This is a genomic window from Rhodococcus sp. SG20037 (assembly GCF_031763325.1).
Classification (GTDB): Bacteria; Actinomycetota; Actinomycetes; order Mycobacteriales; family Mycobacteriaceae; genus Rhodococcus_F; species Rhodococcus_F qingshengii.
The window spans coordinates 3,402,900-3,427,500 of sequence record NZ_CP134497.1; the positions used below are offsets into that span (position 1 = coordinate 3,402,900).

Annotated in this window: 22 protein-coding genes, 1 tRNA gene and 2 rRNA genes (1 of these 25 running past the window's edge); 4 read left to right on the top strand and 21 right to left on the bottom strand. The window is 62.2% G+C overall.

Going from position 1 to position 24,601, the window contains the following annotated elements:
• Nucleotides 1-40: 40 nt before the first annotated feature.
• The 3 genes from RHP72_RS15665 to RHP72_RS15675 all read left to right on the top strand — a co-directional run bounded on the left by RHP72_RS15665 (nt 41) and on the right by RHP72_RS15675 (nt 2,159).
• Nucleotides 41-925, top strand: coding sequence for an SCO6745 family protein (locus RHP72_RS15665; RefSeq protein ID WP_063316365.1), 885 nt, complete (start codon nt 41-43; stop codon nt 923-925).
• Between the two features lie 176 nt (nt 926-1,101).
• On the top strand, nt 1,102-1,782 hold the full coding sequence (locus tag RHP72_RS15670) for a hypothetical protein (protein WP_063316364.1): 681 nt from the start codon (nt 1,102-1,104) through the stop codon (nt 1,780-1,782).
• Between the two features lie 35 nt (nt 1,783-1,817).
• Nucleotides 1,818-2,159: a hypothetical protein gene (locus RHP72_RS15675; RefSeq protein WP_042451032.1), complete on the top strand. Its 342-nt coding sequence runs from the start codon at nt 1,818-1,820 to the stop codon at nt 2,157-2,159.
• On the opposite strand, the gene RHP72_RS15680 is transcribed toward RHP72_RS15675, so the two are convergent.
• The gene (locus RHP72_RS15680; RefSeq protein ID WP_021333520.1) at nt 2,160-2,615 is read right to left on the bottom strand and encodes a hypothetical protein; all 456 of its coding nucleotides are present in this window, start codon (nt 2,613-2,615) and stop codon (nt 2,160-2,162) included.
• A gap of 338 nt (nt 2,616-2,953) precedes the next feature.
• On the opposite strand from RHP72_RS15680, the gene RHP72_RS15685 reads away from it, so the two are divergent.
• On the top strand, nt 2,954-3,379 hold the full coding sequence (locus tag RHP72_RS15685) for a hypothetical protein (RefSeq protein WP_311093575.1): 426 nt from the start codon (nt 2,954-2,956) through the stop codon (nt 3,377-3,379).
• A 270-nt stretch (nt 3,380-3,649) separates the two neighbouring features.
• On the opposite strand, the gene RHP72_RS15690 is transcribed toward RHP72_RS15685, so the two are convergent.
• The 20 genes from RHP72_RS15690 to RHP72_RS15785 all read right to left on the bottom strand — a co-directional run.
• A tRNA-Pro gene (locus tag RHP72_RS15690) sits at nt 3,650-3,723 on the bottom strand.
• A gap of 102 nt (nt 3,724-3,825) precedes the next feature.
• Nucleotides 3,826-5,253, bottom strand: coding sequence for a ribosome biogenesis GTPase Der (gene der / locus RHP72_RS15695; RefSeq protein ID WP_003946199.1), 1,428 nt, complete (start codon nt 5,251-5,253; stop codon nt 3,826-3,828).
• The gene (gene cmk / locus RHP72_RS15700) at nt 5,250-5,930 is read right to left on the bottom strand and encodes a (d)CMP kinase (protein WP_170320421.1); all 681 of its coding nucleotides are present in this window, start codon (nt 5,928-5,930) and stop codon (nt 5,250-5,252) included. Before cmk ends, der begins: the two co-directional genes overlap by 4 nt.
• Nucleotides 5,931-5,941: 11 nt before the next feature.
• A complete protein-coding gene (locus tag RHP72_RS29435; protein WP_019748584.1) occupies nt 5,942-7,363 on the bottom strand; it encodes a pseudouridine synthase in 1,422 nt (473 codons plus the stop codon).
• Between the two features lie 77 nt (nt 7,364-7,440).
• Nucleotides 7,441-8,169 (bottom strand): SMC-Scp complex subunit ScpB, encoded by a 729-nt coding sequence (scpB, locus tag RHP72_RS15710; protein ID WP_397517589.1) that lies wholly within the window; start codon nt 8,167-8,169, stop codon nt 7,441-7,443.
• The gene (locus RHP72_RS15715) at nt 8,166-8,987 is read right to left on the bottom strand and encodes a ScpA family protein (RefSeq protein WP_046379919.1); all 822 of its coding nucleotides are present in this window, start codon (nt 8,985-8,987) and stop codon (nt 8,166-8,168) included. The genes scpB and RHP72_RS15715 overlap by 4 nt, the downstream gene beginning before the upstream one ends.
• 50 nt (nt 8,988-9,037) lie before the next feature.
• Nucleotides 9,038-10,051, bottom strand: a complete 1,014-nt coding sequence (locus RHP72_RS15720) for a ParA family protein (protein WP_311093576.1) — start codon at nt 10,049-10,051, stop codon at nt 9,038-9,040.
• Nucleotides 10,052-10,194: 143 nt separating this feature from the next.
• Nucleotides 10,195-11,118 (bottom strand): site-specific tyrosine recombinase XerD, encoded by a 924-nt coding sequence (gene xerD / locus RHP72_RS15725; protein WP_047270485.1) that lies wholly within the window; start codon nt 11,116-11,118, stop codon nt 10,195-10,197.
• Nucleotide 11,119: 1 nt separating this feature from the next.
• Complete coding sequence (locus RHP72_RS15730; protein ID WP_047270484.1) at nt 11,120-11,752, bottom strand: NUDIX hydrolase; 633 nt, start codon at nt 11,750-11,752, stop codon at nt 11,120-11,122.
• A 6-nt stretch (nt 11,753-11,758) separates the two neighbouring features.
• Nucleotides 11,759-13,519 carry a CTP synthase gene (locus RHP72_RS15735; RefSeq protein ID WP_003946139.1) on the bottom strand — a complete coding sequence of 587 codons (1,761 nt, stop codon included), beginning with the start codon at nt 13,517-13,519 and terminating at the stop codon, nt 11,759-11,761.
• Between the two features lie 156 nt (nt 13,520-13,675).
• On the bottom strand, nt 13,676-14,629 hold the full coding sequence (locus tag RHP72_RS15740; RefSeq protein WP_064688160.1) for a copper transporter: 954 nt from the start codon (nt 14,627-14,629) through the stop codon (nt 13,676-13,678).
• Nucleotides 14,626-15,810, bottom strand: coding sequence for a putative cytokinetic ring protein SteA (gene steA, locus RHP72_RS15745; RefSeq protein WP_007731902.1), 1,185 nt, complete (start codon nt 15,808-15,810; stop codon nt 14,626-14,628). The genes RHP72_RS15740 and steA overlap by 4 nt, the downstream gene beginning before the upstream one ends.
• A gap of 86 nt (nt 15,811-15,896) precedes the next feature.
• A complete protein-coding gene (gene recN / locus RHP72_RS15750) occupies nt 15,897-17,675 on the bottom strand; it encodes a DNA repair protein RecN (protein WP_003946143.1) in 1,779 nt (592 codons plus the stop codon).
• A 2-nt stretch (nt 17,676-17,677) separates the two neighbouring features.
• On the bottom strand, nt 17,678-18,625 hold the full coding sequence (locus tag RHP72_RS15755) for an NAD kinase (protein ID WP_003946132.1): 948 nt from the start codon (nt 18,623-18,625) through the stop codon (nt 17,678-17,680).
• Nucleotides 18,622-19,461: a TlyA family RNA methyltransferase gene (locus RHP72_RS15760; RefSeq protein WP_003946142.1), complete on the bottom strand. Its 840-nt coding sequence runs from the start codon at nt 19,459-19,461 to the stop codon at nt 18,622-18,624. The genes RHP72_RS15755 and RHP72_RS15760 overlap by 4 nt, the downstream gene beginning before the upstream one ends.
• Nucleotide 19,462: 1 nt before the next feature.
• Nucleotides 19,463-19,705 carry a hypothetical protein gene (locus RHP72_RS15765; RefSeq protein WP_003946140.1) on the bottom strand — a complete coding sequence of 81 codons (243 nt, stop codon included), beginning with the start codon at nt 19,703-19,705 and terminating at the stop codon, nt 19,463-19,465.
• 76 nt (nt 19,706-19,781) lie between these two features.
• Nucleotides 19,782-20,765, bottom strand: coding sequence for an HAD-IIA family hydrolase (locus RHP72_RS15770; RefSeq protein WP_311093577.1), 984 nt, complete (start codon nt 20,763-20,765; stop codon nt 19,782-19,784).
• Nucleotides 20,762-21,703 (bottom strand): hypothetical protein, encoded by a 942-nt coding sequence (locus tag RHP72_RS15775; RefSeq protein WP_080961175.1) that lies wholly within the window; start codon nt 21,701-21,703, stop codon nt 20,762-20,764. Before RHP72_RS15775 ends, RHP72_RS15770 begins: the two co-directional genes overlap by 4 nt.
• A 61-nt stretch (nt 21,704-21,764) precedes the next feature.
• Nucleotides 21,765-21,881 (bottom strand): 5S ribosomal RNA (rrf, locus tag RHP72_RS15780).
• A gap of 153 nt (nt 21,882-22,034) precedes the next feature.
• Nucleotides 22,035-24,601: ribosomal RNA gene (locus tag RHP72_RS15785) — 23S ribosomal RNA — on the bottom strand (it continues 566 nt past the right edge of the window).

Below are 24,601 nucleotides of genomic sequence, written 5' to 3' on the forward strand. Positions count from 1 at the left end.
GACTGTTCGAAGACCACACCACCAGCATGAAGGACTATCGATGACCTCGATCGCACCAGAAACCGCGCGCCGCGTCTTCCGTGGAGCCGAACCGATACACGGCATGATCTACTTCACCCCTTTCGGCGCGGAAGCATATGCCGCACTGGGCTTTACACACCCTCGAATGGGCTACTTCGCTTCGCGGTCTGCGCCCATGGGCGCAGTAGCGGCTGAAGTCACCATCGCTACGTTCTTCAACTTCAACCCCGAACTGGTACACGCGGTGCTGCCGGAAGCCTGGACAATCGCCACCCCCGAACAGATCCTCACCGCTCGACTCGACGCTGTCGACCGTTCGCTGCGCAAGGCCTGGGGAGAACATGTCGACGGCACCGAAGTTCGCGAAGCTGCCGAACTCGCACGTCGAGCCGCGGAACGCGCCTGCAACAGACCACAAGGGCGACCCCTGTTCGGTGGGCACGCATCATTGCCGTGGCCTGAGGAGCCTCATCTCGTGTTGTGGCATGCCCAATCCTTGCTCCGGGAGTTTCGCGGAGATTCTCATGTCGCACTTCTTCACGCCGAGGGACTCAACGGTGTCGAAGCGTTGGTAGTCCACGCCGCAACCGGTGATGTTCCTGCTGCTGCTCTGCAAATGAGCCGGGCATGGGACAACGATCAGTGGGCGGAAGGCGTCGAAGGTGTGCGGGCGCGTGGATGGCTCGAAGACGGCCCCGAGCTTCACCTGAACGAGGTGGGTCGCGATCGCCGGAAGCGGGTTGAGCATCAGACCGATGTGCTGGGGTCGTACCCGTACGAGGCGATCGGAGAGACCGGATGCAGTCGACTGATCGAAATCTCGGAACGTCTCTCCGGTGAAGTGATCGATGCAGATCTCGGATTTCCGGCAGCACTGGCAGCACGTCGCCGATTGCGTGCGTGACAGCAGGTCGTGAGTGTCGAACGTGGCTGGTGGTGATACGACGAGGGTGTCACCACCAGCCCCTTCACACAATTATCGCCGAAGTCGGCTGCGCCCCCAATCTGCACAGTGAGAAGGCATCCGGATGAGACTGCCGTTGTGCCGAATTCTCCGGCGGGATGGGTCAAGATGGCTAGATGTGGAAACAGGCACTTGGGTTTGCTTTGTTCGGTGCGACCGTTGCCATCGTCACGGCGGCGCTGACACAGGGATCGGCACAGGCGTCCGCCACGATCACCCTCTTTTCGGGTGGCACCACAATCTCGGGCTTCGCGGGTGAATCGCAATGGACCTGGCCCATCGAGGCTGCGGTGATCGGCGCCCTTCTGGGCGCGCTGACCGGGTTCGTGCTCCGCCTCGCGGGCGTGCGAATCTCCGGAGGCCAGGACAATCGAATGGTTCCAACTGTGGTGGCAGGCCTCGCAGGCGTCACGCTTGGGTTGACGCCCCTGTTGGTCTTGATCGGCATGGCATTCACCGGGTCGGTTGATATCGGATGGTCCCCGCTCCTGGTCTATGCCGTCAGCGGTCTCCTGGCGTATGGCATTTCGGTCGCCGCCGTGTTCGGAGTCCTTCGCGCTGCCGGGGATCGACTTACTGTTCGCACGACGCGAGCGGTGGCGGCGATGCTTCCGGTCGGGGCGTTGGCGGCGACGACTGTAGGTGTCGGTACTGCGTGGAGGCTGGGCTTTTCCACCACCACTCCCACCTGGATCGCGGTCGTACTGCTGGTCGTTCTCGTATTGGCCATGACGTTCGTTGCGGCCCGGGCGTGGGCTCTACGGATTCAGCCTCGTGACTTACCAGAAGTCGCATAGGCAGTGGGACGATTGATTCGGACGGGTGCATCGAGATGAGGGGCGAACGAATCTTCGCGGGACTCGTCGTCGGCCTCCTACTGGGACTGTTCGGCTACCTGCCATTGGTACTCCTGTGGCAACATTTCGCCGATGTCCCGCAGCCGCAGCTGTATCCGAACCGTTCGTTCACGTCGTTCGGGCCCAACCCACCACCACTCACCTACTGGATAAGTTGGGCGGCGCCTGCCGCCGTGTTCGTCATTCTCGGACTTATGACTATTCCCAGCCGCACCGGCAGGCAATTCGCGTTGCCATTGGTGCTCGCGTTCCTTTCTGTGGCAGCAATGGTGGCGTGGTTCTGGATCTCGATGGAACTGTTCTTCAGCCCCGACTGATCACTCACTCGGCTGCGTATCGCGAACCCCACTGCGCGCACGCGCAATGGCGCCCTTGTTGCGCAATGCGATCCCCTGATGCACCGCAGCAAGTACCAATGCCAGCACTGCAGCAGGGAGGCTCCCCACCATCGACAGCAGAGAAGGCATACCAGAGCTGAAAGCGGTAAAGAAACCCAGTACTGCAGCGCAAAGCATTGTCGCCGAGACGATCCAGGAAACTAATGGTCGTGGGATCACGGCTGGAATAACGCACAGAGCCACCGGCAACGCCAGCACCAAGAAGAGCTCCCGCCCGAAATAGTCGTGAATCGAGCGGTAACAATCGGCAGAACTGAGCGGGCCGAGGCCTATTTCGCAATCGGTGATCTCGTACAGCGGCCACTGTGCCGTCGCGGATCCCAGAATCCCGGTGGCGACCGCCAATACAACCCACGCGATCCGAATCCCAATCATACGAAGAGATCATGCCAGTAGGCGAAATTGCGCTCCGGAGGAGAAAGCGATTACAACTCGAAAGGGGCGGAGATTACCTCTCTCGGTAGGACCGACCTCCTCGCGAGCGGCACAACATGTCCGACGTGCTCAACTCACGGGCTGGGTATCGAGCTTGATCGGAGCATCTGCCATCGTCGACAACTATTGGGAGACAGCACCTCTCTTGAGTGCGGGTATCGCAGTCGCTGTACTCGGAGTAGTTAACGGCTTACCGAGTTTGATTGTCACCCTGATGCACAATCGACGGCCGCAACAGGGTTGAAGTTTTCGATTATGTTTTGCGGAAGGGTGCTTGCATGGCAACACAACCGCATGGCCAGTCCATAACCCCGGCGTGGAAAGTATTCACGGCCATCGGTTTTGCAGGTGTTGTCGGCGCTGCCGTGACGTACTTCCGAGACGGGTGCACTTTGGCGATCATTGGCGGGATGGTCATCCTCGCGATTGGTCGGCCGCTTACTGTCTGGTCCATCCTGCGAATGCTGCGTGAGAATCGAGGACATCGCCTTCATTGGTGGAGAACACCGCCGGTCAATCCGAGGAACGTCGACCTGTCTCGTGCTGTCGGCATTCCCACTACAATTTTCGGTGCACTGACCATCTGGCTGAATACAGCAGGTTCGGCGCCGTGGTGGTTGGCAGCAATCTTTACCGCCATTCTGATCGCGCTCTTCGGAGTAACCGTTGCCGTTCACAATATTCGCCTCAGTCAGCGAACCTGAGCTAGCCTTCCGCGCATGCCGGTTTCCGCGAGTGTCCGTGCGCGCCTTCGCTCCCACTTGCATCCAGATGACGAGATCCGGTACGTATTTCCAGCAGACGTTCTGATGAGCGCGAAACCGACGAAGAATATGTTGCAGTCGTGAACGCTGCCGACGCGGAGATCACGTCACCGCAGGACTTCCCGCATGATCCGTTGCCGAACCTTTGAAGGCACAAACAAAAAGGCAGTTTCTCATCTCTGAGAAACTGCCTTTTTGATCTAACTTCGGTCGGGCTGACAGGATTTGAACCTGCGACCACTTGACCCCCAGTCAAGTGCGCTACCAAGCTGCGCCACAGCCCGTCCCACGCCCTTGTTTCCGGCGCTTGGAAAGATTACATCAGGGACGGGCCGAAGTACCAATCGGCTGGTCAGAGCCGTTTCAGTACCGAATTGGACGCAGAATCAGCGGCCCTTACGGTCACGCTTCTCGCGCACTCGAACGGATACGCGGATCGGGCTGCCGTCGAAGTTGAACTCTTCACGCAGACGCCGCTCGATGAAGCGGCGGTAGCCGGCCTCGAGGAAGCCCGTGGTGAAGAGAACGAATGTCGGCGGGCGTGTGCTTGCCTGAGTCGCGAACATGATGCGAGGCAGGCGGCCACCACGCATCGGCGGCGGTGTGGCCGCCACAACTTCCTTGAGCCAGGTGTTCAGGCGACCCGTGGGGATGCGCTTGTCCCAGGACTCGAGAGCCGTGTCGAGCGCCGGCACGAGCTTCGCCACGGCGCGACCGGTGTGGGCGGAGATGTTGACTCGCTGAGCCCACGGAACGCGGACCAGATCGCGGTCCACTTCCTTGTCCAGCATGAGTCGACGGTCCTCGTCCACGAGGTCCCACTTGTTGAATGCGATCACCAATGCACGACCCGTGTCGGCCACCATGCTCAGAACACGGAGGTCCTGCTCGGTGATCGGCTCGTGTGCGTCGATGAGCAGGATCGCGACCTCAGCGGCCTCGATTGCACTCTTCGTACGCAGCGACGCATAGAACTCCGCCCCGCTGGCATGGCTGACGCGCTTGCGCAGACCAGCCGTGTCGACGAAACGCCAAGGGCGCCCGCCGAGTTCGACAATGGAGTCGACGGGGTCGACGGTGGTGCCGGCAACATTGTGCACGACGGACCGCTCGTCACCGGACAGCTTGTTGAGCAAGCTGGACTTTCCGACATTCGGCTTTCCGACGAGAGCAACACGACGCGGACCGCCGCCGGGGATACCTTCACGCGGGGTTTCCGGCAGCTTCTCGAGAACCTCGTCGAGCAGGTCGCCGGTACCGCGGCCGTGCGTCGCACTCACGGAGTACGGCTGACCGAGGCCCAAAGACCACAGCGCTGCAACCTCGGACTCGGTGCGTCCGTCGTCCACCTTGTTGGCAACGAGGATGACCGGAGTCTTCGAGCGGCGAAGCACGCGAGCAACAGCTTCGTCCGTCGCGGTAGCGCCGACAACAGCGTCGACGACCAGGAGAATGGCGTCAGCCGTTCCCATGGCCAACTCCGCCTGACGTGCGACCGCCTGCTGAAGACCCTTTGCGTCGGGCTCCCATCCGCCGGTGTCCTGGACGAGGAAGCGTCGTCCGGCCCAGTTCGCCTCGTACGAGACGCGGTCACGAGTGACGCCGGGGATGTCTTCGACTACCGCTTCACGACGGCCGATGATGCGGTTGACGAGCGTCGACTTGCCGACGTTCGGTCGACCGACAACCGCCAAGGTCGGGACGGCAATGTGCGCTTCGCCTTCGCCGTCCGCTTCGAGATCGGCGTAGTCCCACTCCGATTCCTCGGACCAAGTTCCGTCACCGGCATATTCGGTTACCAGATCGTCGCTCACTGCACTGCTCCAGTTCTGTCGCTGACCACCAACAGCAACTTGGCGATCACATCTTCAATTCCCAATTCGCTCGTATCCACCAGAATGGAGTCGTCGGCAGGGCGCAACGGCGACACTGCCCGAGTCGAATCGAGATGGTCACGGCGCTGCACATCAGCCAGCACCGCTTCGTAATTGTCTTCACGGCCTTGGCCGATGTTCTGCGTATTGCGCCGTGCCGCACGGGTTTCCGCCGATGCGGTCAAGAAGATCTTGACGTCTGCATCGGGGAGTACGACGGTTCCGATGTCGCGACCTTCCACGACGATCCGCTCCGCACCGGCCGCCAACTCACGCTGAGTGGCGACCAGCAGGTCACGAACCTCGGGTACAGCCGACACCGCGGAGACAGCCTTGGTTACCGCGTCGCCGCGGATCTCCTCGCTGACGTCCGCGCCGTCGAGATGCACCTGCTCGCTGCTCGGATCGGTACCGATGGACCATGGCAACGCCGCAACGGCGGCCGTGATCGCGGCGGAATCCGCCAGATCGATTCCCTGACGCAGCACGTGCAGGGTCGCGATCCGGTAGATGGCTCCGGTGTCGAGGTAGCGAGCGCCCAAACGCTGCGCCAACGCGCGAGAGACGCTGGACTTGCCGGTTCCGGACGGTCCGTCCATAGCGACTACCAGCGGCATGGACGAATCGGTCACAGGCCGACCGCCTCGTACAGTCCACCGACCTCGCTACGTCCGAGGACGCGCTGCGTTCCCGGACGCTGATCGCCGAGAGCGACAACTCCGACGTTGGTGCGTACCAGGCGGACAACGGGGTGACCGACGGCATCGAGGAGGCGACGCACGATGTGCTTACGGCCCTCGTGCAGTACGAGCTTGACGAGCGTCTTGCCCTCGTTGATCTCGAGCACGGTGAACGCGTCCACCTTGGCCGGACCGTCATCGAGAGTGACACCGTCACGCAGCTGCTTGCCGGTGCTGCGCTCGACAACGCCGTGAACCGTGGCGAGGTACGTCTTCGGAACCTCGAACGACGGGTGCATCAGGCGGTGAGCCAAGTCACCGTCGTTGGTGAAGAGAAGCAAGCCTTCGGTGTCGGCGTCGAGGCGGCCGACGTGGAAGAGTCGCTGACCCGACTGAACGCGCTCGGAGACGATGTCGCCGACGCACGGACGACCGAGATCGTCGGACATGGTGCACTGCCAGCCACGCGGCTTGTTCATCGCGAGGTAGACGAGGTCCTTCTGCACGACGACGCGGACGCCGTCGACACGAACCACTGCGTTCTCGGGGTCGACACGCAGACCCTGTTCGACCACGATGCGGCCGTCGACCTCGACGCGACCCTGGTCGATCAGCTCTTCAGCTGCACGGCGTGATGCGACGCCGGCCTGAGCCAGCACCTTCTGCAAGCGGACGCCGTCGCCCTTCGGCGGGCCGTCGTGCTTGGTGATCTCGGCATGCTGATGACGCGCCGGCTTGGCGTTGGAGACCAACGGGTTCTGAGAGACGACGCGCTGCGGCTTCTCGGTCTTCGGCTTGCCACGCTTGTTGGTCGCCGGCGGTGTCGGGGCTGCCGGGCGCTTGCGCGGAGGTCCGTCGAACTTGGACCCACGAGGTGCGTTCGACCATGCGCCGCCGCGAGGAGCGTCGGGGCGTGCGCCGCGCTGATCGTCACTACGACGGTCAGCGCCGCCACGCGGTGCGCGACGGGCGTCGACGTGGGGGGTACGGCGGTCATCGCTGCGGGGTCCGCGGCGGTCGTCAGTGCGCGGTCCGCGACGGTCGTCGTTGTAGCCACCACGACGGTCGTCGGTACGTGCGGGGCGACGGTCATCGCTGCGCGGCGGGCGACGGTCATCACTGCGCGGCGGGCGACGGTCATCATTGAATCCACCGCGACGGTCGTCCGTGCGGGGACGGTCGGATCCGGCGTTGCGGTCGTATCCAGAGGTACTGCGGGAAGTGTTGCTGCGTCCACCACGGGGCGCTTCGCTACGTGCGCCGCGGGGGGCGTCGCTGCGACCACCACGGGGGGCATCGCTGCGTGCGCCGCGGTTGTCGCGGGAGTTGTTACGGTCCGGTGTGCCATCTCGGCGAGCGGGATTGTTCACTTTTTTCCTGTCAGTTTTCTACTGTTTCCCGAGCGTGGTCGGGTCTTTCTCGGTGCTGACGGCGGCCGGAATTCCGGTCAGTCGTCGACTTCGGTGTCCACTACGTCAGCGGGCACCTCTGCCTTGTTCATTCTCGCAAATCGCGGATCGGATTCCAGGCTTTCGCTGATGTCGTCGATGAGATCGACATCAGGCAAGAGCGGGGCCAACTCCGGGAGCTCGCTGAGCGAGGCCAGGCCGAGCCGTTCGAGGAACAGTTCGGTCGTGGAGTACCGTGTCGCGTTGGTGTCCGGGTCAGGCCCGGCTTCCGCGATCAGTCCGCGGGCAAGGAGGGTGCGTACCACCCCGTCCACGTTGACGCCTCGTACCGCACTGATCCGCGCACGAGTCAACGGTTGACGGTATGCGACTACGGCCAAAGTTTCCAATGCCGCCCTGGTCAATTTGGTGCGTGCGCCGTCCAATAGCAGCTTTTCCACGTACGGGGCAAACTCTTGTCGCGTGTACAGACGCCATCCGTCGCCCGCGTAGCGAAGGTCCATTCCGCTGCCGCGAGCGGTCAATGCGGCCGACATCGACGTCAGGCGTTCTTCGACGCGCTCCGGCGCGGTTCCGGTGACAGATGCGAGTTGGTTCACTTCGGCCGGCGAATCCACGACGAGCAGAAGCGACTCCAGCACGGCGTCGAGTTTGTCGTCGTCGAGTTCGAAATCGGGGGCGGAATCTTCGGAATCCGCGGCCGGGTCGGTAGGCTCGATCATCTCGTCTAGCTGCGAAGATTCCGATTCCGTCGGCTCGGCGTTCATCCGTAGTCCTCCTCTGTGACCGGCGCGGCCGGGTCGTCTCCGGTCCAACTCACCATCAGCGGTCCGAGTGCTTCGGGTTGCTCGAACACAATGACCTGCCGGCGATACAACTCGAGCAACGCGAGAAATCTTGCGACTATCTCGACGGTGATCTCACACTCGGCAACGAGGTCCCCGAAGGGTGTCCACTCCCCTATGCCTCGCTCGCGCAGCAACTCGAGAATTCGCTCGGCTTGTTCGGGTATCGAGATATTGGACACATGGAGGTGATCGAGGCCCACTGTCGGCACCGGACGCGGTGTGAACACCGTCGCCGCGATCTCCGCAAAACGCTGAGGATCGACGCCCAACAACACCTCGGGCAGGAGTTCGGTGAACTGATCCTCGACGGCAACCGAGCGCGGATAGCGCCGCAGCGCTGCTTCCTCCAACTCACCGAACAGCGCCGCAACTTGTTTGTACGCCCGGTACTGCAGCAGTCGCGCGAAGAGAAGGTCGCGGGCTTCGAGTAGCGCTAGATCCTCGGCGTCCTCGACCTGCCCGGCGGGCAACAGCCTTGCGGCTTTCAGATCCAGAAGCGTGGCCGCGACGACCAGAAACTCTGTTGTCTGATCGAGGCCCATCGCACTGCCGAGTTCCTTGGTGTATGCGATGAAATCGTCAGTGACGGTGTGCAGGGCGACTTCGGTGACATCGAGCTGTCGTTGATTGATCAGGTTCAACAGCAGATCGAACGGGCCTTCGAAGTTCCGGAGAGTGACTCGGAAACCGGCAGCCTTGGCTGCGGTCTGAGCGTCGGTCGGCACGTTCGGGTCGATCGAATCCGGCTCGACTTCGACCGAATCTTCTTGCGATGCAATCAGTTCCACTAACGACCAGACCGGTGAATGACCTCGCGGGCCAATGCTCGATATGCCTCGGCCCCAGCCGATTTCGGCGCCCACGTCGTGATCGGCTCACCGGCGACGCTGGTTTCGGGGAATCGGACGGTGCGGTTGATCACCGTGTCGTAGACGACGTCGCCGAACACCTCGACGACTCGCGCCATCACCTCACGAGCGTGCAGAGTCCGGGCGTCGAACATCGTGACGACGATACCGGCCAACTCGAGCTTGGGATTGAGACGATCGTGCACCTTTTCGACGGTGTCGTTGAGGAGTGCCAGGCCGCGCAGGCTGAAGTACTCGCATTCCATCGGAATGATGACCGAATCGGCGCAGGCCAGTGCATTCACCGTGAGGAGGCCAAGCGACGGCTGGCAGTCGATGAGCACGTAGTCGTACCGATCGAGAACAGGGTGCAACACGCGTCCCAAGGTCTGCTCACGTCCGACCTCGGTGACCAATTGGATCTCGGCGGCCGAAAGGTCGATGTTGCTGGGCAGCAGGTCGAGGCCGTCGACCCGAGTTCGCATCAACACATCGTCGATGGACACACGCGGTTCGACCAGAAGGTTATGGACGGTCAGTTCCAGGTCGTGATGCTGGACGCCCAGTCCAGCAGACAACGCGCCTTGGGGATCGAGATCCACCAGGAGCACTCGGCGACCGTATTCGGCCAACGACGCACCCAGGTTGATGGTCGACGTCGTCTTGCCGACGCCGCCCTTCTGGTTGCACATCGCGATGATCATCGCGGGTCCGTGGTGCGCCAACGGTGTCGGTTGGGGTACCTCGCGGACCGGTCGACCTGTCGGGCCGAGTTCTTCCGCGGAAACGGCGAGGGTTTCCGCAGGTGGAGAGGCTACTGGCGTCGTATCTATTTCGAACATCGCCTCTGATTCGGAGGGTACAGCTGGTGCTGATTCGTTCACGCGCTCGAAGAGTTGGGCATTGACATGCGGCGGCGCGGACTCCGCCGCTGGTGGCTGCGATGTCGACACGGTCCGATGCTCCCCTACTCTTTCGGCGGTTGCTCTCGGCGCCGGCAAACCCCCGAAACTGCGGTGGAGGCCGCTCGCGCTCCTTGAACGCTACCGCTTACATCACCGAATGGTCTCGCAGACACGCATGAGCCAACCAACCCCTAACGGGCACGCGGGTGTGCCTGAGCCCACACTTCGCGCAACGCGGTGACGGTGACCAGTGTGTAGATCTGCGTCGTGGTTACCGAAGCGTGACCGAGAAGTTCCTGCACGACGCGTACGTCCGCGCCGCCGTCGAGCAGGTGTGTGGCAAACGAGTGCCTGAGCGTGTGGGGTGAGACGTCCGCCTTGATCCCGGCCGACGCCGCCGCATCCTGAAGTATCTGCCACGCGCTTTGACGCGAGAGGCGTCCACCGCGAGCGTTGAGAAACAGGGCAGGAACACCGCGCGTCGCCAAGCTGGGGCGCCCCCGGACGAGATACGCGTCCACCGCGGCGATCGCCGGCCTGCCGACGGGGACGATCCGCTGCTTGCCGCCCTTGCCCTTGAGCAGCACGGAACGGGTTTCGGTGTCGATGTCGTCGACGTCCAGATCGATCGCCTCGGTGATTCGCGCTCCGGTCGAGTACAGGAGCTCGAGCAGAGCGCGATCCCGCAGATCGCGGGGCCCGTCACCGGCAGCACCGCCACCCGAAGCGTCGAGCAGGGCGATCACGTCGTCGAGAGGCAGGGCCTTGGGCAGCTTGCGTCCGGGCGTCGGCGGCTTGACCGTTCGGGCCACGTCGACGCTGACCAGACCTTCGGCGGCGGAAAACTTGTGGAATCCGCGAACCGCGATCAGGGTGCGTGCTGCCGAACTGGCCGCCAATGGTACGACGCCGGCATCTTTGTCACCCAGGCGCAGATGTGTCACGAATTCGGTGACGTCGTTCTCCGTCACGCCCGCGACGTCGTCGATGCCGCGTCCGTGCAGGTACTCCGCGTACCGATTCAGGTCGCGGCGATAGGAAAGTAGAGTATTGCGCGCAGATCCTCGCTCGACCGCTAGATGGTCGAGATACGAGTCCACCTGTCGGGCAAGCACTTCAGGCTCGCGACTTGCGTTCTCCGAATGCGCGAGGACGATCGGGCCACGGTGCGTCGGCGGGGCGCAGCGGCTTGCCCGTCGCGCGTGCGGTGGCGATCGCGAGTATGCCCGATACCGCTGTGGCATTGACGATGTCGCCACGTAGCGCCATGTCGACGGCGTCGGCGAGCGGAACCCGCGAAATCTCGAGATCGGCTTCTTCGTGTTCGGGATCGTCGCGCTCCACCTCGTGCAGCCCCTCGGCGAGGAAGACGCGAACCGCCTCGTCCGTGAACCCGGGTGAGAGAGCGACATCGACCAGCACCGACCATCGATCGGCGCCGAGTCCGGTTTCTTCGCCCAGCTCGCGCGCTGCAGCCTCGACCGGGCTCTCCCCCGGAGCGTCGAGCAGACCGGCAGGAATTTCCCACAACCGGTGCCCGAGCGGGTGACGGTACTGGTGAATCAGCACCAGGTTGTCGTGCTCGTCCAGTGCCACGACGGCAACGGCGCCGTGATGCTCGACGACTTCCCGATCGGCACGCTGACCACCAGGCATCGCAACGGTGTCGACGCGCAACGCGATGATCGCGCCGGTGTAGACCGTCTTGGAGCCGAGGGTGTCGAATTCGTGCCGACCGGGATCGCTCATGTGTGGCTAGACCTTTTCCACGTTCTCGACTGCAGCGTCGAGCGCTGTCTCGGTGGCAGCGGTGTCGATCTTCTCGTCACCGTGGACGTCGACGGGCAGGCGCTCTTCGAGCTTGTACGTCAACGCTGCTTCGACGAAGGCCGCGAACAGCGGGTGCGGGCGCGTCGGACGGCTCTTGAGCTCCGGGTGTGCCTGGGTGGCAACGAAGAACGGATGCTGCTCACGCGGGTACTCGACGAACTCGACCAGGTGGCCGTCCGGCGAGGTTCCGCTGAACTGCAAGCCGGACTTGGCAATCCGATCGCGGTAGGTGTTGTTGACCTCGTAGCGGTGACGGTGACGCTCGGAGACGTCCTCGGTTCCGTAGGCCTGAGCGACGACGGAACCCTTGGTCAGCACGGCCGGGTAAGCACCCAGACGCATGGTGCCACCGAGGTCGGCGTCACCGGCGATGACGTCTTCCTGATCAGCCATCGTGGAGATGACCGGGTGCTTGGTGTCCGGCTCGAACTCGGCCGAGTTGGCATCGTCGAGGCCGACGCTACGAGCAGCTTCGATGACGACGCACTGCAGACCCAGGCACAGACCCAGCAGCGGCAGCTTGCGCGAACGTGCGAAACGGATCGCGCCGAGCTTGCCTTCGATGCCGCGGATGCCGAAGCCGCCGGGGATCAGAACACCGTCGACGTCACCGAGAGCGGCCTGCGCTCCGGCTTCGGTCTCACAGGCGTCCGACGGGACCCAGGAGATCTCGACCTTGGACCGGTTCGCGAATCCACCGGCGCGCAGTGCCTCGGTGACGGATAGGTATGCGTCGGGCAGGTCGACGTACTTGCCGACCAACGCGACCCGCACGGTCTCACGCGGCTGGTGAACACGATCGAGGAGGTTGCCCCACACGGTCCAGTCGACGTCGCGGAACGGGAGACCGAGCTGGCGAACGACGTAAGCGTCGAGGCCCTCACGGTGCAGAACCTTCGGGATGTCGTAGATCGAGGGAGCGTCGGGCGTCGAGATGCAGGCGTCGACGTCCACGTCGCACATCAGGGCGATCTTGTTCTTGAGGCCCTGCGGAACGTCACGATCGCAACGAAGGATCAGCGCGTCGGGCTGAATGCCGATGCTGCGCAACGACGCAACCGAGTGCTGCGTGGGCTTGGTCTTGAGTTCTCCGGAGGGGCCGAGGTACGGCACGAGGGAGACGTGCAGGAAGAAGACGTTGTCGCGGCCGACGTCGTGGCGGACCTGGCGAGCGGCTTCGAGGAAGGGCTGCGATTCGATGTCGCCGACGGTGCCACCGATTTCGGTGATCACGACGTCCGGGCGGTGTCCCTGCAGATCCGGACCGCTCATCTCGAGGATGCGACGCTTGATCTCGTCGGTGATGTGCGGGATGACCTGAACGGTGTCGCCGAGGTACTCGCCGCGGCGTTCCTTGGCGATGACCGTCGAGTACACCTGGCCGGTGGTGACGTTCGCCTGGCCGGAGAGGTCACGGTCGAGGAACCGCTCGTAGTGTCCGACGTCGAGGTCGGTCTCGGCACCGTCTTCGGTAACGAAGACCTCGCCGTGCTGGAAGGGGTTCATGGTGCCCGGATCCACATTGAGATATGGATCGAGCTTCTGCATGGTCACGCGCATTCCCCGCGCGGTCAACAACTGTCCCAGGCTCGAGGCGGTCAAACCTTTGCCGAGCGAGGAAGCTACACCTCCGCTGACGAAGATGTGCTTGGTGGCGGTACGCGTGTTAGTGCGTGACTGTGGCAAAGGGGCTCCCGTGACGACTGTGCAGGGCTTGGTCTGATGAAGCATGCTGGGGCCTGCCGACCCACGGGATTTCACGGTAACACCTATCGGGGGTCGGTGCCTACAACGCGCCGACTTTCCGCCCCCGATGTGACCGGCGTATCAATACCGGGGTGTTCAGTTGGTGGGTGCGCCGACGGTGACCGCCGCCGCTCCCGGTCCCGTGCCGTAGCGGCCGGCGCCGCCGTTCAACTGTTCCTGCAGCGCCAACGGCGTGGTGATCTTGCCCGACTCCCGATCGATGTTGTCGATGGTCGTCAAGCCCGCTGAGAGCGCCGCGTCCGCACGCGCGACGGCAACCGGACCACTGCCCTCGGCCGAGCCAGGCCGGCCCGCGAGAATCGTTCCTGCGCCGCGTCCGTCGAGAGCACCGGCAAACCGCGCGATGACGGCGCCGCGGTTACCCGTGGCTGCGTCGGATTCACTCTTGTTGTCGCCGGTGAGAACCACGGCGAGCTGAGCCGGCTTGACCGCTCCGTCGTCGTAGCTGATGAAACCGGCGCTACGCAGCGAGTCGAGCGCGAGATTCATCTCGTCCGGAGTGCTCTGCGGCTCGCTGTTCTGCCCGTTGAGAAGCAGAACCGAACCGAGCAGATCACCCGCGAGACTGCCCTGATCGACCGCACCGGTCTTGAGGGTGATCCCCGCAGGGATGACATTGGTGACGACGGTCCGCAAGCGGTCACCACCGGTGGCGTCGACAAACGAATCGGTGAGCGAGACGCGTCCGGTCACGGCACCGCCGGCGGCAGTGACGAGTCGGTTGACACCGTCGAGATCACCGGGATCGGCGTCCGGTGCCGTGATGACGATGACGGTGCGACCAGCGAGACTGTCACGCACGACGCGACCGCCGACAGCGGCATCGAAGCCGTCCGCGGAATTGAGTTGCTGCTGAAGCTGATTGGACTGTTGATTGAGGTCTTCGATCTCGTTCTGCAGGTCCGCCTTGTCGTCGCGCAGACCCGAAAGCAATCCACTGGACAGCATTCCGGAACCGAGCACCACGCCGATCGCGAGTGCCAGGAAGATTGCCGCTATGGAAATTGCATGTTGACGCATCGAAATCACTTGAAGAGCCCCTGAACCCACAGCGCGAAGCTGTTCCACGTTGCGATTGCCCAGTCGAGAACTTCACTACCGGCATTGGACACGACCAGGGCGACGATCACTGCCACCAGGGCGGCGAGCACCAGGAGCGCGATCGCGCCGCCGGACACTCGACTTCGATACAGCGTTGCCACAGCCTTGGCGTCGACCAGTTTCGGTCCCACCTTGAGCCGTGTCATGAACGCCGACGGATTGCTTTCACGACGCCCACGGTCGAAGAACTCGTCCAAGGACACCACGTTGCCGACCGTCACGATCAGTGAAGCTCCGTGGTGATCGGCGAGCAGCAGCGCAAGGTCGGTCGGTGAGCAGGTCGCCGGGAACGTCATCGCCCCGATCCCGAGATCCTGGATTCGGGAAAGCCCCGCCGCATGACCGTCCTGGTCTGCGGGCAGAACAACTTCCGCGCCGGACTTGAGGGTGGAACTGGTGATCTCTTCCGGGTCGCCCACGATCAGATCGGGGCGGTATCCGGCCTTGCTCAACACGTCCGCACCTGCGCCGACACCGATCAGGATCGGCGAATACTCCTTGATGAAGGGCTTGAGGTTCTTCAGATCGGCCTCGTGTTCGGGTCCGTCGGAGACGACCACGACGTGGCGATCCTTCAAGTCGATGTCGATGTCCGGAACACCGATTCCGTCGATCAGCAAAGGACTTTCGGTGCGGATGAACTCGATGGTGTTACCCGAGAACGCTTCCAGGTGATCGACCAGGCCGGTCTTGGCCTCGATCATCCGATCGGAGATCTCGGCCTCGGTCTGCTCTTCGCCCTTGACGAGGCTCTTCTCGCCGTTGAAGATCTCGCCCTCGTGCAGGCGGATCTTGCTGCCGTCCTTGACGTTCTTGAAGACGTCTCCGTCTACGGCATCGATCAGAACGATGTCGTTGGCGACGATCACTTCCGGTCCGAGGTTGGGGTACCGCCCCGAAATCGACGGCGACGCGTTGACCACGGCCATGACTCCGGCTTTCACCAGAGCATCGGCGGTCCGGCGATCGATGTCGACTTCGTCGAGGATCACGATGTCTCCAGGACCGACGCGGCGTAGAAGCTTCGCCGTGTTCCGATCGGCCCTGGCGATGCCACTGATCCCAGGCAAGGATTCGGTGTTACGTGAGAGCAATCCGGGCATCTTCATGGCTTCGATGATGAACCTGAAACCGCGTTGACCGGTGGAGGCGCGCCGACAACTACCACATCAGTCACACCAACACCACAGAACCTTCAATCTGTGACGCGGGCCGCATTCGCGATCTCGAGCAGTTCTTCGGCGTGCGCACGACCGGTCTCGGTGTCGTCCAGCCCTGCCAACATACGGGCCAATTCGACCACCCGATCCGAATCCGACAAGGTCCGCACGCCACTGCTCACCACTCCGCCTTTGTCGTCGACCTTGTCGACCACGAGGTGGGTGTCGGCAAACGCAGCAACCTGCGGAAGGTGGGTGACGACGATAACCTGATGCGTACGAGCAAGTTTCGCCAATCGGCGGCCGATCTCGACAGCAGCGCGACCACCGACCCCCGCGTCCACTTCGTCGAAAACCATCGTCGCGCCGGTGTCGCTACCAGCGAGAACAACCTCGAGCGCCAGCATGACGCGTGACAGCTCGCCACCGGAAGCGCTCTTGCTGATCGGAAGTGACGGTGCCCCGCTGTGCGCGGACAGACGGAATTCCACCTCGTCGACGCCGGCAGACCCGGCATGAAGGTCTACTCCCCCGACGCTGAGCGGCGCCGAGTCCTGCGGGCCGGCAGGCTGCGAGCGCACAGTCACCTCGAGACCCGCACGTCCCATCGCCAGACCGGCGAGTTCCGCGCTGACGGCTTTGGCGAGCTTTGCCGCTGCCTTGACTCTGGCGGCGCTCAGCTTTGTGGCGGCTTCCGCGGTGAGGCCAGCCGTCTCCTCGACCTGCTTGGCCAACAGCGACAACGCATCCGACGACACGTCGAGTTTGGACAGACGAGCGCGAGCGGTATCTGCCCATTCGAGAACACCGTCGACATCGGCGGCGTACTTGCGAGTCAGAGTCTTCAGTTCCGATTGCCGCGACAGCAGCGAGTCCAGAGCACCCGGGTCTGCGGGCAGCCCGGACAGATAGGTGTTCAGATCACCGGCAACATCGGTGACGACGGCAATAGCGTCGGCCAACCGGGAACCGAGGCCGTCCAGATCTGCGTCGGTGACCGACTCGATACGCGCCCGCGCTTCGGACATCAGGTCTAGCGCCGGCATGACCCCGACGTCGCCGCTTGCCATGTCGTCACTACCGGCGAGCGCAGCGTGCGCCTCTTCCGCAGCCGAGCGGAGCGAATCGAGTTCACTGAGTCGACGAACTTCGGCAACGATTGCCGTGTCCTCGCCTGGCTCGGGTGCCACGCCGTCGATTTCGTTGAGCGCGAAGGTCAACTGATCTGCTTCTTGCGCCAGTTCACGAGCCTTCGACGTGCGTTCGATCAACTCCGAACGAGCATCGAGCCATTCACGACGGTGTTTGCGGTACCTCGTCAGCAGCGTTCCGATTGCCTTGTCCCCGAAGCGGTCCAGCGCATTGCGTTGCTGGTCGGGACGAAGCAATCGCAGCTGATCGTTCTGTCCGTGGACAGTCAGAAGTGGATCCGTGAATTCGGAGAGAACTCCCGCCGGCACGCTTCGTCCGCCGAGATGAGCCCGTGAGCGGCCGTCGCTGCCGACTGTCCGGACGGCGATGATGGTCCCGTCCTCGTCGCGCTCGGCGCCGGACGATTCCAGGATTCGGACGATCTCACGCTCGGTGGCCGGTGAGACGTCGTCGGCGATGAATCGTCCTTCGACGACGGCTCGCGACGCGCCCAACCGCACCCGCCCGGCATCGGCTCGCGCTCCGCTGAGGAGGTGCAAGCTGGTGACGACCATCGTTTTACCTGCGCCGGTTTCACCGGTCAGGACGGTCAGGCCCTCGTGGAACTGGGCGCTGGCCTCGGAGATCACACCAAGACTGTCGATACGGATCTCTGCGAGCACGATTAAGGCTTCCTTCCTCGCCATCCGGTAACCGGAAGCTCGAACTTGCGAACCATCCGATCAGCGAAGGGCGCAGAGTCCAACCGGACCCACTTGACGGGAGTGGCGCCGCGAACGATCTCGACGCGAGCGCCGGCAGGCAGTTCCAACGTACGACGACCGTCGCAGAAGACCAGGCCGTCGTGGCTACCGGCGACGGTCTCCACCGCGATGATCGAATTCGGGCTGGTGACCAACGGCCGCGCGAACAGCGCGTGCGCGTTGCTGGGTACGACGAGCAATGCTTCGAGTTCTGGCCACACGACGGGGCCGCCTGCGGAAAAGGCATAAGCGGTCGAGCCGGTGGGAGTGGACACGAGAACACCGTCGCAACCGAAGGCAGATACCGGTCTGCCGTCGACCTCGAGGACAACTTCGAGAACTCCCAAACGCGAACGGTTCTCGATGCTGGCCTCGTTGAGCGCCCACCCGCGGTCGATGATCTCGTCGTCCACCCGAATCACAACGTCGAGTGTCATACGGGACTCGACGCGATATTCCTTGCGAACTACCTGTGCGAGAGCCTCGTCGAGATGCTCGGCCTCGGTCTCTGCCAGAAATCCGATCCGTCCGAGGTTGATGCCCAGTACCGGAATGGACGCTTCTTGAGCGAGTTCGGCGGCGCGCAGAAATGTGCCGTCACCACCGAGAACCAGAACCAACTCGCATCCGACGGCAGCATCAGGGCCGGGATGAACAACCGTGACGTCGAGACCCGGCGCAGAGAAGCCCGCGGGTTCCGTCATTGCTTCGATGCGCGAGCTGTCTGCTTCGTCGACGAGGACTCGCAGCCCGATTCCCGCCCGTTCGAAAATCTTCCCGACTCGTTTGGCGGTTTCCGTGATGTCACGTCGACCAGGGTGTGCGACAAGAAGGATCTCGCGCGACTCGCCGTTCGTGACCGCGTTCACTGGGGCCCTTCCTCTACAGCCTTGCGAATCATGTCCTCCACCGAAGGAATTCCCTCGGTGTCCGGCTCGTGATCACCGGGCGAACCTGTCTTTCGAAGCCACAGGAAATACTCGACATTTCCCGACGGACCGGGCAATGGGCTGGCCACGACACCTAACGTCCGCAGACCTACCTTTGCAGCAGCCTCCGACACGTCGAGCACAGCCGAGATTCGCAATTCCGGATCTCGTACGACGCCACCGGCACCGACGCGGTCCTTGCCCACCTCGAACTGAGGCTTGACCATCGGAACCAGGTCCGCGCCGTCAGCAGTACAGGCGACAAACGCCCCGAGTACAAGTTTGAGAGAAATGAACGACAAGTCCGCGACAACGAGATCGACAGTTCCGCCGATGGTCTCTGCATCAATTGCACGAACATTGGTTCGGTCGATGACGTGCACCCGGTCATCGGACTGCAGGCGCCACACCAGTTGTCCGTAGCCGACGTCGACTGCGACAACTTCCTTCGCACCACGCGTCAGCAGAACATCGGTGAACCCACCGGTGGATGCGCCGGCGTCGAGGCAACGGCGACCTTCGACCGTCAATCCTTCGGCACCGAAGGCGTCGAGTGCGCCGATCAGTTTGTGAGCACCTCGCGACGCCCACGAAACTTCCTGCTCCACCTCGACGACCCGAAGTGGCGTTCCGGCCTCGATCGCCGTCGCAGGCTTGGTCGCAACGGCTCCCGAGATGAGAACTCGCCCGGCGGAAATCAGTTCTTGCGCATGATCTCGTGACCGTGCGAGTCCGCGACGGACAAGTTCGGCGTCCACCCGTGCTCTACGTGCCACGTCAAGCCCTGTCCACAGAGGCGAGTGCCTGGACGAGCACCTCGTGTGCCTGTTCCAAAATATGTGCCTTCTGCGGAATCACACCTGCTCCGTGCTGATCGTTCGGATCCTGTTCGATGCCACCGAGGCGCGCCAGCAAACCGTCGACGTCAGAACGTATGCGTTCCGGATCGACGGAAGGGCGTGGCCCGGGCAACGGAGATCCGTTACTCGTGTTTCCGGGGTGCGGTGTCGGCGTGCTCATCGGGCACAACGTTAGTGCATGACTCTCGGTTACGCATACACCCGCACCCCCGCGAGTCGAACACATTTGCGAGAGATCAGACGAGCCAGGATCCAAACAGATCCGCCACGCCGGCATCCGACGCTTCCAGGGTCCGGAACGACGGATTAGCCCATGCGACAGGCGCAACTGCGCGTAGAAGCGACATCTCGTCCCCGACAACCGGGCCGTCGACAACCAGCGCCGACCCGTTCACGGAGACAGACCACTTGGAGTCCGCACCGACCAGCGATTCGACGGCCGGCTGATTGAGCGAATCCAGAGTTGCTGCAATGTAGGTGGGGCGCTGCTCAACCGGAGCCCGCAGTACGTCACCCGGCGTGCTCACACCGGTGAGAACCAACAACGAGTCGATCGAAACAGCTTGTGCGCCTTCGATATCGGTGTCCAAACGATCACCGACCACCAGAGGACGCGAACACCCGCTGCGAGCGAGCGCATCCTCCATCAGCGGTGCAGCAGGCTTCCCTGCCACCAACGGTTCCTGCTTGGTCGCAGCGCGCAGAGCTGCCACCATCGAGCCGTTGCCCAGCACCAAACCCCGCTCCGACGGCAGTGTTGTGTCCAGGTTTGCCGCTACCCACAGCGCACCGGCCCGGATCGCCAAGCACGCCTCGGCAAGGATCGACCAGTTGGTCTCCGTCGAATGTCCTTGAACGACAGCAACCGGAGAATCCGCGAATTCGCGCACCGGAAGCAACCCGACGCGCGTCACCTCGTCGGCCAATGCGTCGGTACCGACGACGAGCACAGCGGCACCGGGTTCGAGACGCTCCGACAGCAGACGCACTGCCGTCTGAGAACTGGTGACGACACGATCGTCTTCGGAATCGAAACCGAGTTCGGTCAGATGCGCCGACACTGCCGAAGGCGAGCGACTCGCATTGTTGGTCACGTAGTACAAGGCCTGCGTGCCCTGACCGAGAGCTGCCTGGGTGCCGGGAATCGCATGAGCTCCGGCGTACAGCGTGCCGTCGAGATCGAGCAAAAGTACGTCGTACTGAGTACGAAGCACGGTCACTGATCTTCTCCGGTCAACTCGGCCACCCGTTCTTCAGCATCCGTGTCACCCTCGAGGTCAGCAGCTGCAGCGTTGAGGAACCACTTCAGTCCGTCTTCGACACGACCAGCTGAAACGAGGGCATCGGCGTAGGCGTAGAACAGCCGAGCCGCAGCTTCACCGGTACGCGCTGCGTCCAGATCCTTGGTCTGCAGTGTGACAACTGCCTGATCGAACTGACCGAGATCCATGCGGGCGCCCGCGACGACGATCCTCAACTCAGACGCCTCGTCGCCCGAAAGCAGGGCAGCCTCGTCGCTACGGCCGAGCTCGATCGCGCGTTCTGGTCGACCCAAACCGCGTTCGCAGTCGGCCATGACAGCGATCAGACCCGGTCCGCCAGCCATTCGACGGGCAGCACGAAGCTCGGAGAGAGCTTCAGCCCATTCACCGGCGTGGTACGCGGTGATTCCGGCAGCTTCACGAACGACCGCAATTCGGCCGGCGCGCTGACGGGCAGCGCGAGCGTGGAGCAGTGCGAGTTCCGGATCTTCGTCGACGAGCTTGCCCGCCATGACGAGGTGACGCGCAACTGTGTTGGCGTTGTCCTTGTCGAGGCTGAGCAGATCCCGACGAACGGCCGGGTCCAACTCCGTGGGCTCTACGTTGTCGGGCAAATCCGGTTCGTCAGGTCGTGCTTGCTGACGGTTGCGGTCGCCGTCGCGTCCACGAGGGGTGAACCCACCCTCGCCGCCGCGACGCTGTCCGCCGTTGAATCCGCCGCCGCGGTTACTGTTTCCAGCACCGCCACGGTTGTTGTCTCCGGCACCACCGCGGCGGTCTCCGCCTGCAGCGCCGCGTGATCCACGCCCGTCGTTGTCACGACGGGGGCCACCTGATCGAGGCGCTCCTCCCCCACGGAAGGACCGACGCTCGTCGCCATTCTCCGACACAGTCATTCCTCTCATACAACGCACGAAAGGGGACCCAATATGTTGGGTCCCCTTTCGGTTAACGGGTGTTCGGCGGTGTCCTACTCTCCCACACCCTGTCGAGTGCAGTACCATCGGCGCTGAAGGGCTTAGCTTCCGGGTTCGGAATGGGACCGGGCGTTTCCCCTTCGCTATGACCGCCGTAACTCTATGAAACTGTCACAGTAACCTTCTTCTGATCACCTGGTTTCACCACCCGTCAACACCAGTTTCTGGTGTTGGGGGATGGAGAAAACAGGGTTTCTCATCAGTATCTGTGTGTTGTTTCAGATACCGCACAGTGGACGCGTAGCTTCTTTGTGGTAAGTCCTCGGCCTATTAGTACCAGTCACCTGCATGCATTACTGCACTTCCAGTTCTGGCCTATCAACCCGGTGGTCTGCCGGGGGCCTTACCCCCTCGAGGGGGTGAGAAACCTCATCTTGGAACAGGCTTCCCGCTTAGATGCTTTCAGCGGTTATCCCTTCCGAACGTAGCTAACCAGCGGTGCTCCTGGCGGAACAACTGGCACACCAGAGGTTCGTCCGTCCCGGTCCTCTCGTACTAGGGACAGCCTTCCTCAAGTTTCTAACGCGCGCGGCGGATAGAGACCGAACTGTCTCACGACGTTCTAAACCCAGCTCGCGTGCCGCTTTAATGGGCGAACAGCCCAACCCTTGGGACCTACTCCAGCCCCAGGATGCGACGAGCCGACATCGAGGTGCCAAACCATCCCGTCGATATGGACTCTTGGGGAAGATCAGCCTGTTATCCCCGGGGTACCTTTTATCCGTTGAGCGACACCGCTTCCACTTGCCGGTGCCGGATCACTAGTCCCGACTTTCGTCCCTGCTCGACCTGTCAGTCTCACAGTCAAGCTCCCTTGTGCACTTGCACTCGACACCTGATTGCCAACCAGGCTGAGGGAACCTTTGGGCGCCTCCGTTACATTTTGGGAGGCAACCGCCCCAGTTAAACTACCCACCAGGCACTGTCCCTGAACCAGATCATGGTCCGAGGTTAGAGGTCCAATTCGATCAGAGTGGTATTTCAACAACGACTCCACGATAACTGGCGTCACCGCTTCACAGTCTCCCACCTATCCTACACAAACCGAACCGAACACCAATACCAAGCTGTAGTGAAGGTCCCGGGGTCTTTTCGTCCTGCCGCGCGTAACGAGCATCTTTACTCGTAATGCAATTTCGCCGAGTCTACGGTTGAGACAGCTGAGAAGTCGTTACGCCATTCGTGCAGGTCGGAACTTACCCGACAAGGAATTTCGCTACCTTAGGATGGTTATAGTTACCACCGCCGTTTACTGGGGCTTAAATTCTCAGCTTCGCTCCGAAGAACTAACCGGTCCTCTTAACCTTCCAGCACCGGGCAGGCGTCAGTCCGTATACATCGTCTTACGACTTCGCACGGACCTGTGTTTTTAGTAAACAGTCGCTTCTCACTGGTCTCTGCGGCCCCACCCAGCTCAGACAGTAAATGTCGTCACCAGACAGGGCCCCCCTTCTCCCGAAGTTACGGGGGCATTTTGCCGAGTTCCTTAACCATAGTTATCTCGATCGCCTTAGTATTCTCTACCTGACCACCTGTGTCGGTTTGGGGTACGGGCCGTGTGAAAGCTCGCTAGAGGCTTTTCTCGGCAGCATAGGATCACTGAATTCGCCTCAATCGGCTACGCATCACGTCTCAGGCTATGTGCGACCCGGATTTGCCTAGGTCACGCCCTACACGCTTACACCAGTATTACCACTGACTGGCTCAGCTACCTTCCTGCGTCACCCCATCGCTTGGCTACTACCAGATCAGGTCCCATGCATCCACCAACTCGAGACCCGAAGGTCTTCTCGTGGCTTCAGGATGGTTAGTATCACTGATTCACCATGGGCGCGTTCACACGGGTACGGGAATATCAACCCGTTGTCCATCGGCTACGCCTGTCGGCCTCGTCTTAGGTCCCGACTCACCCTGGGCGGATTAACCTGGCCCAGGAACCCTTGGTCATTCGGCGGACGAGTTTCTCACTCGTCTTTCGCTACTCATGCCTGCATTCTCACTCGTGTGGCCTCCACGGCTAGGTCACCCTGCCGCTTCCATGGCCACACGACGCTCCCCTACCCATCCACACACCTGCCAGAAAATCCTTGGATCAACTGGGGGCTATTGCGTGAATGCCGCAGCTTCGGTGGTGTACTTGAGCCCCGCTACATTGTCGGCGCAGGATCACTTGACCAGTGAGCTATTACGCACTCTTTCAAGGGTGGCTGCTTCTAAGCCAACCTCCTGGTTGTCTTCGCGACCCCACATCCTTTTCCACTTAGTACACGCTTAGGGACCTTAGCTGGCGATCTGGGCTGTTTCCCTCTCGACTACGAACCTTATCGCCCGCAGTCTCACTGCCGCGCTCTCACTCACCGGCATTCGGAGTTTGGCTGATTTCGGTAAGCTTGTGGGCCCCCTAGACCATCCAGTAGCTCTACCTCCGGTGAGAAACACGCGACGCTGCACCTAAATGCATTTCGGGGAGAACCAGCTATCACGGAGTTTGATTGGCCTTTCACCCCTACCCACAACTCATCCCCTCAGTTTTCAACCTAAGTGGGTTCGGTCCTCCACGACGTCTTACCGTCGCTTCAACCTGGCCATGGGTAGATCACTCCGCTTCGGGTCTAGAGCATGCCACTACGATCGCCCTATTCGGACTCGCTTTCGCTACGGCTACCCCACACGGGTTAACCTCGCGACATGCCACTAACTCGCAGGCTCATTCTTCAAAAGGCACGCCATCACCCCCAGCAGTAAACTGCTCGAAGGCTCTGACGGATTGTAAGCGCACGGTTTCAGGTACTATTTCACTCCCCTCCCGGGGTACTT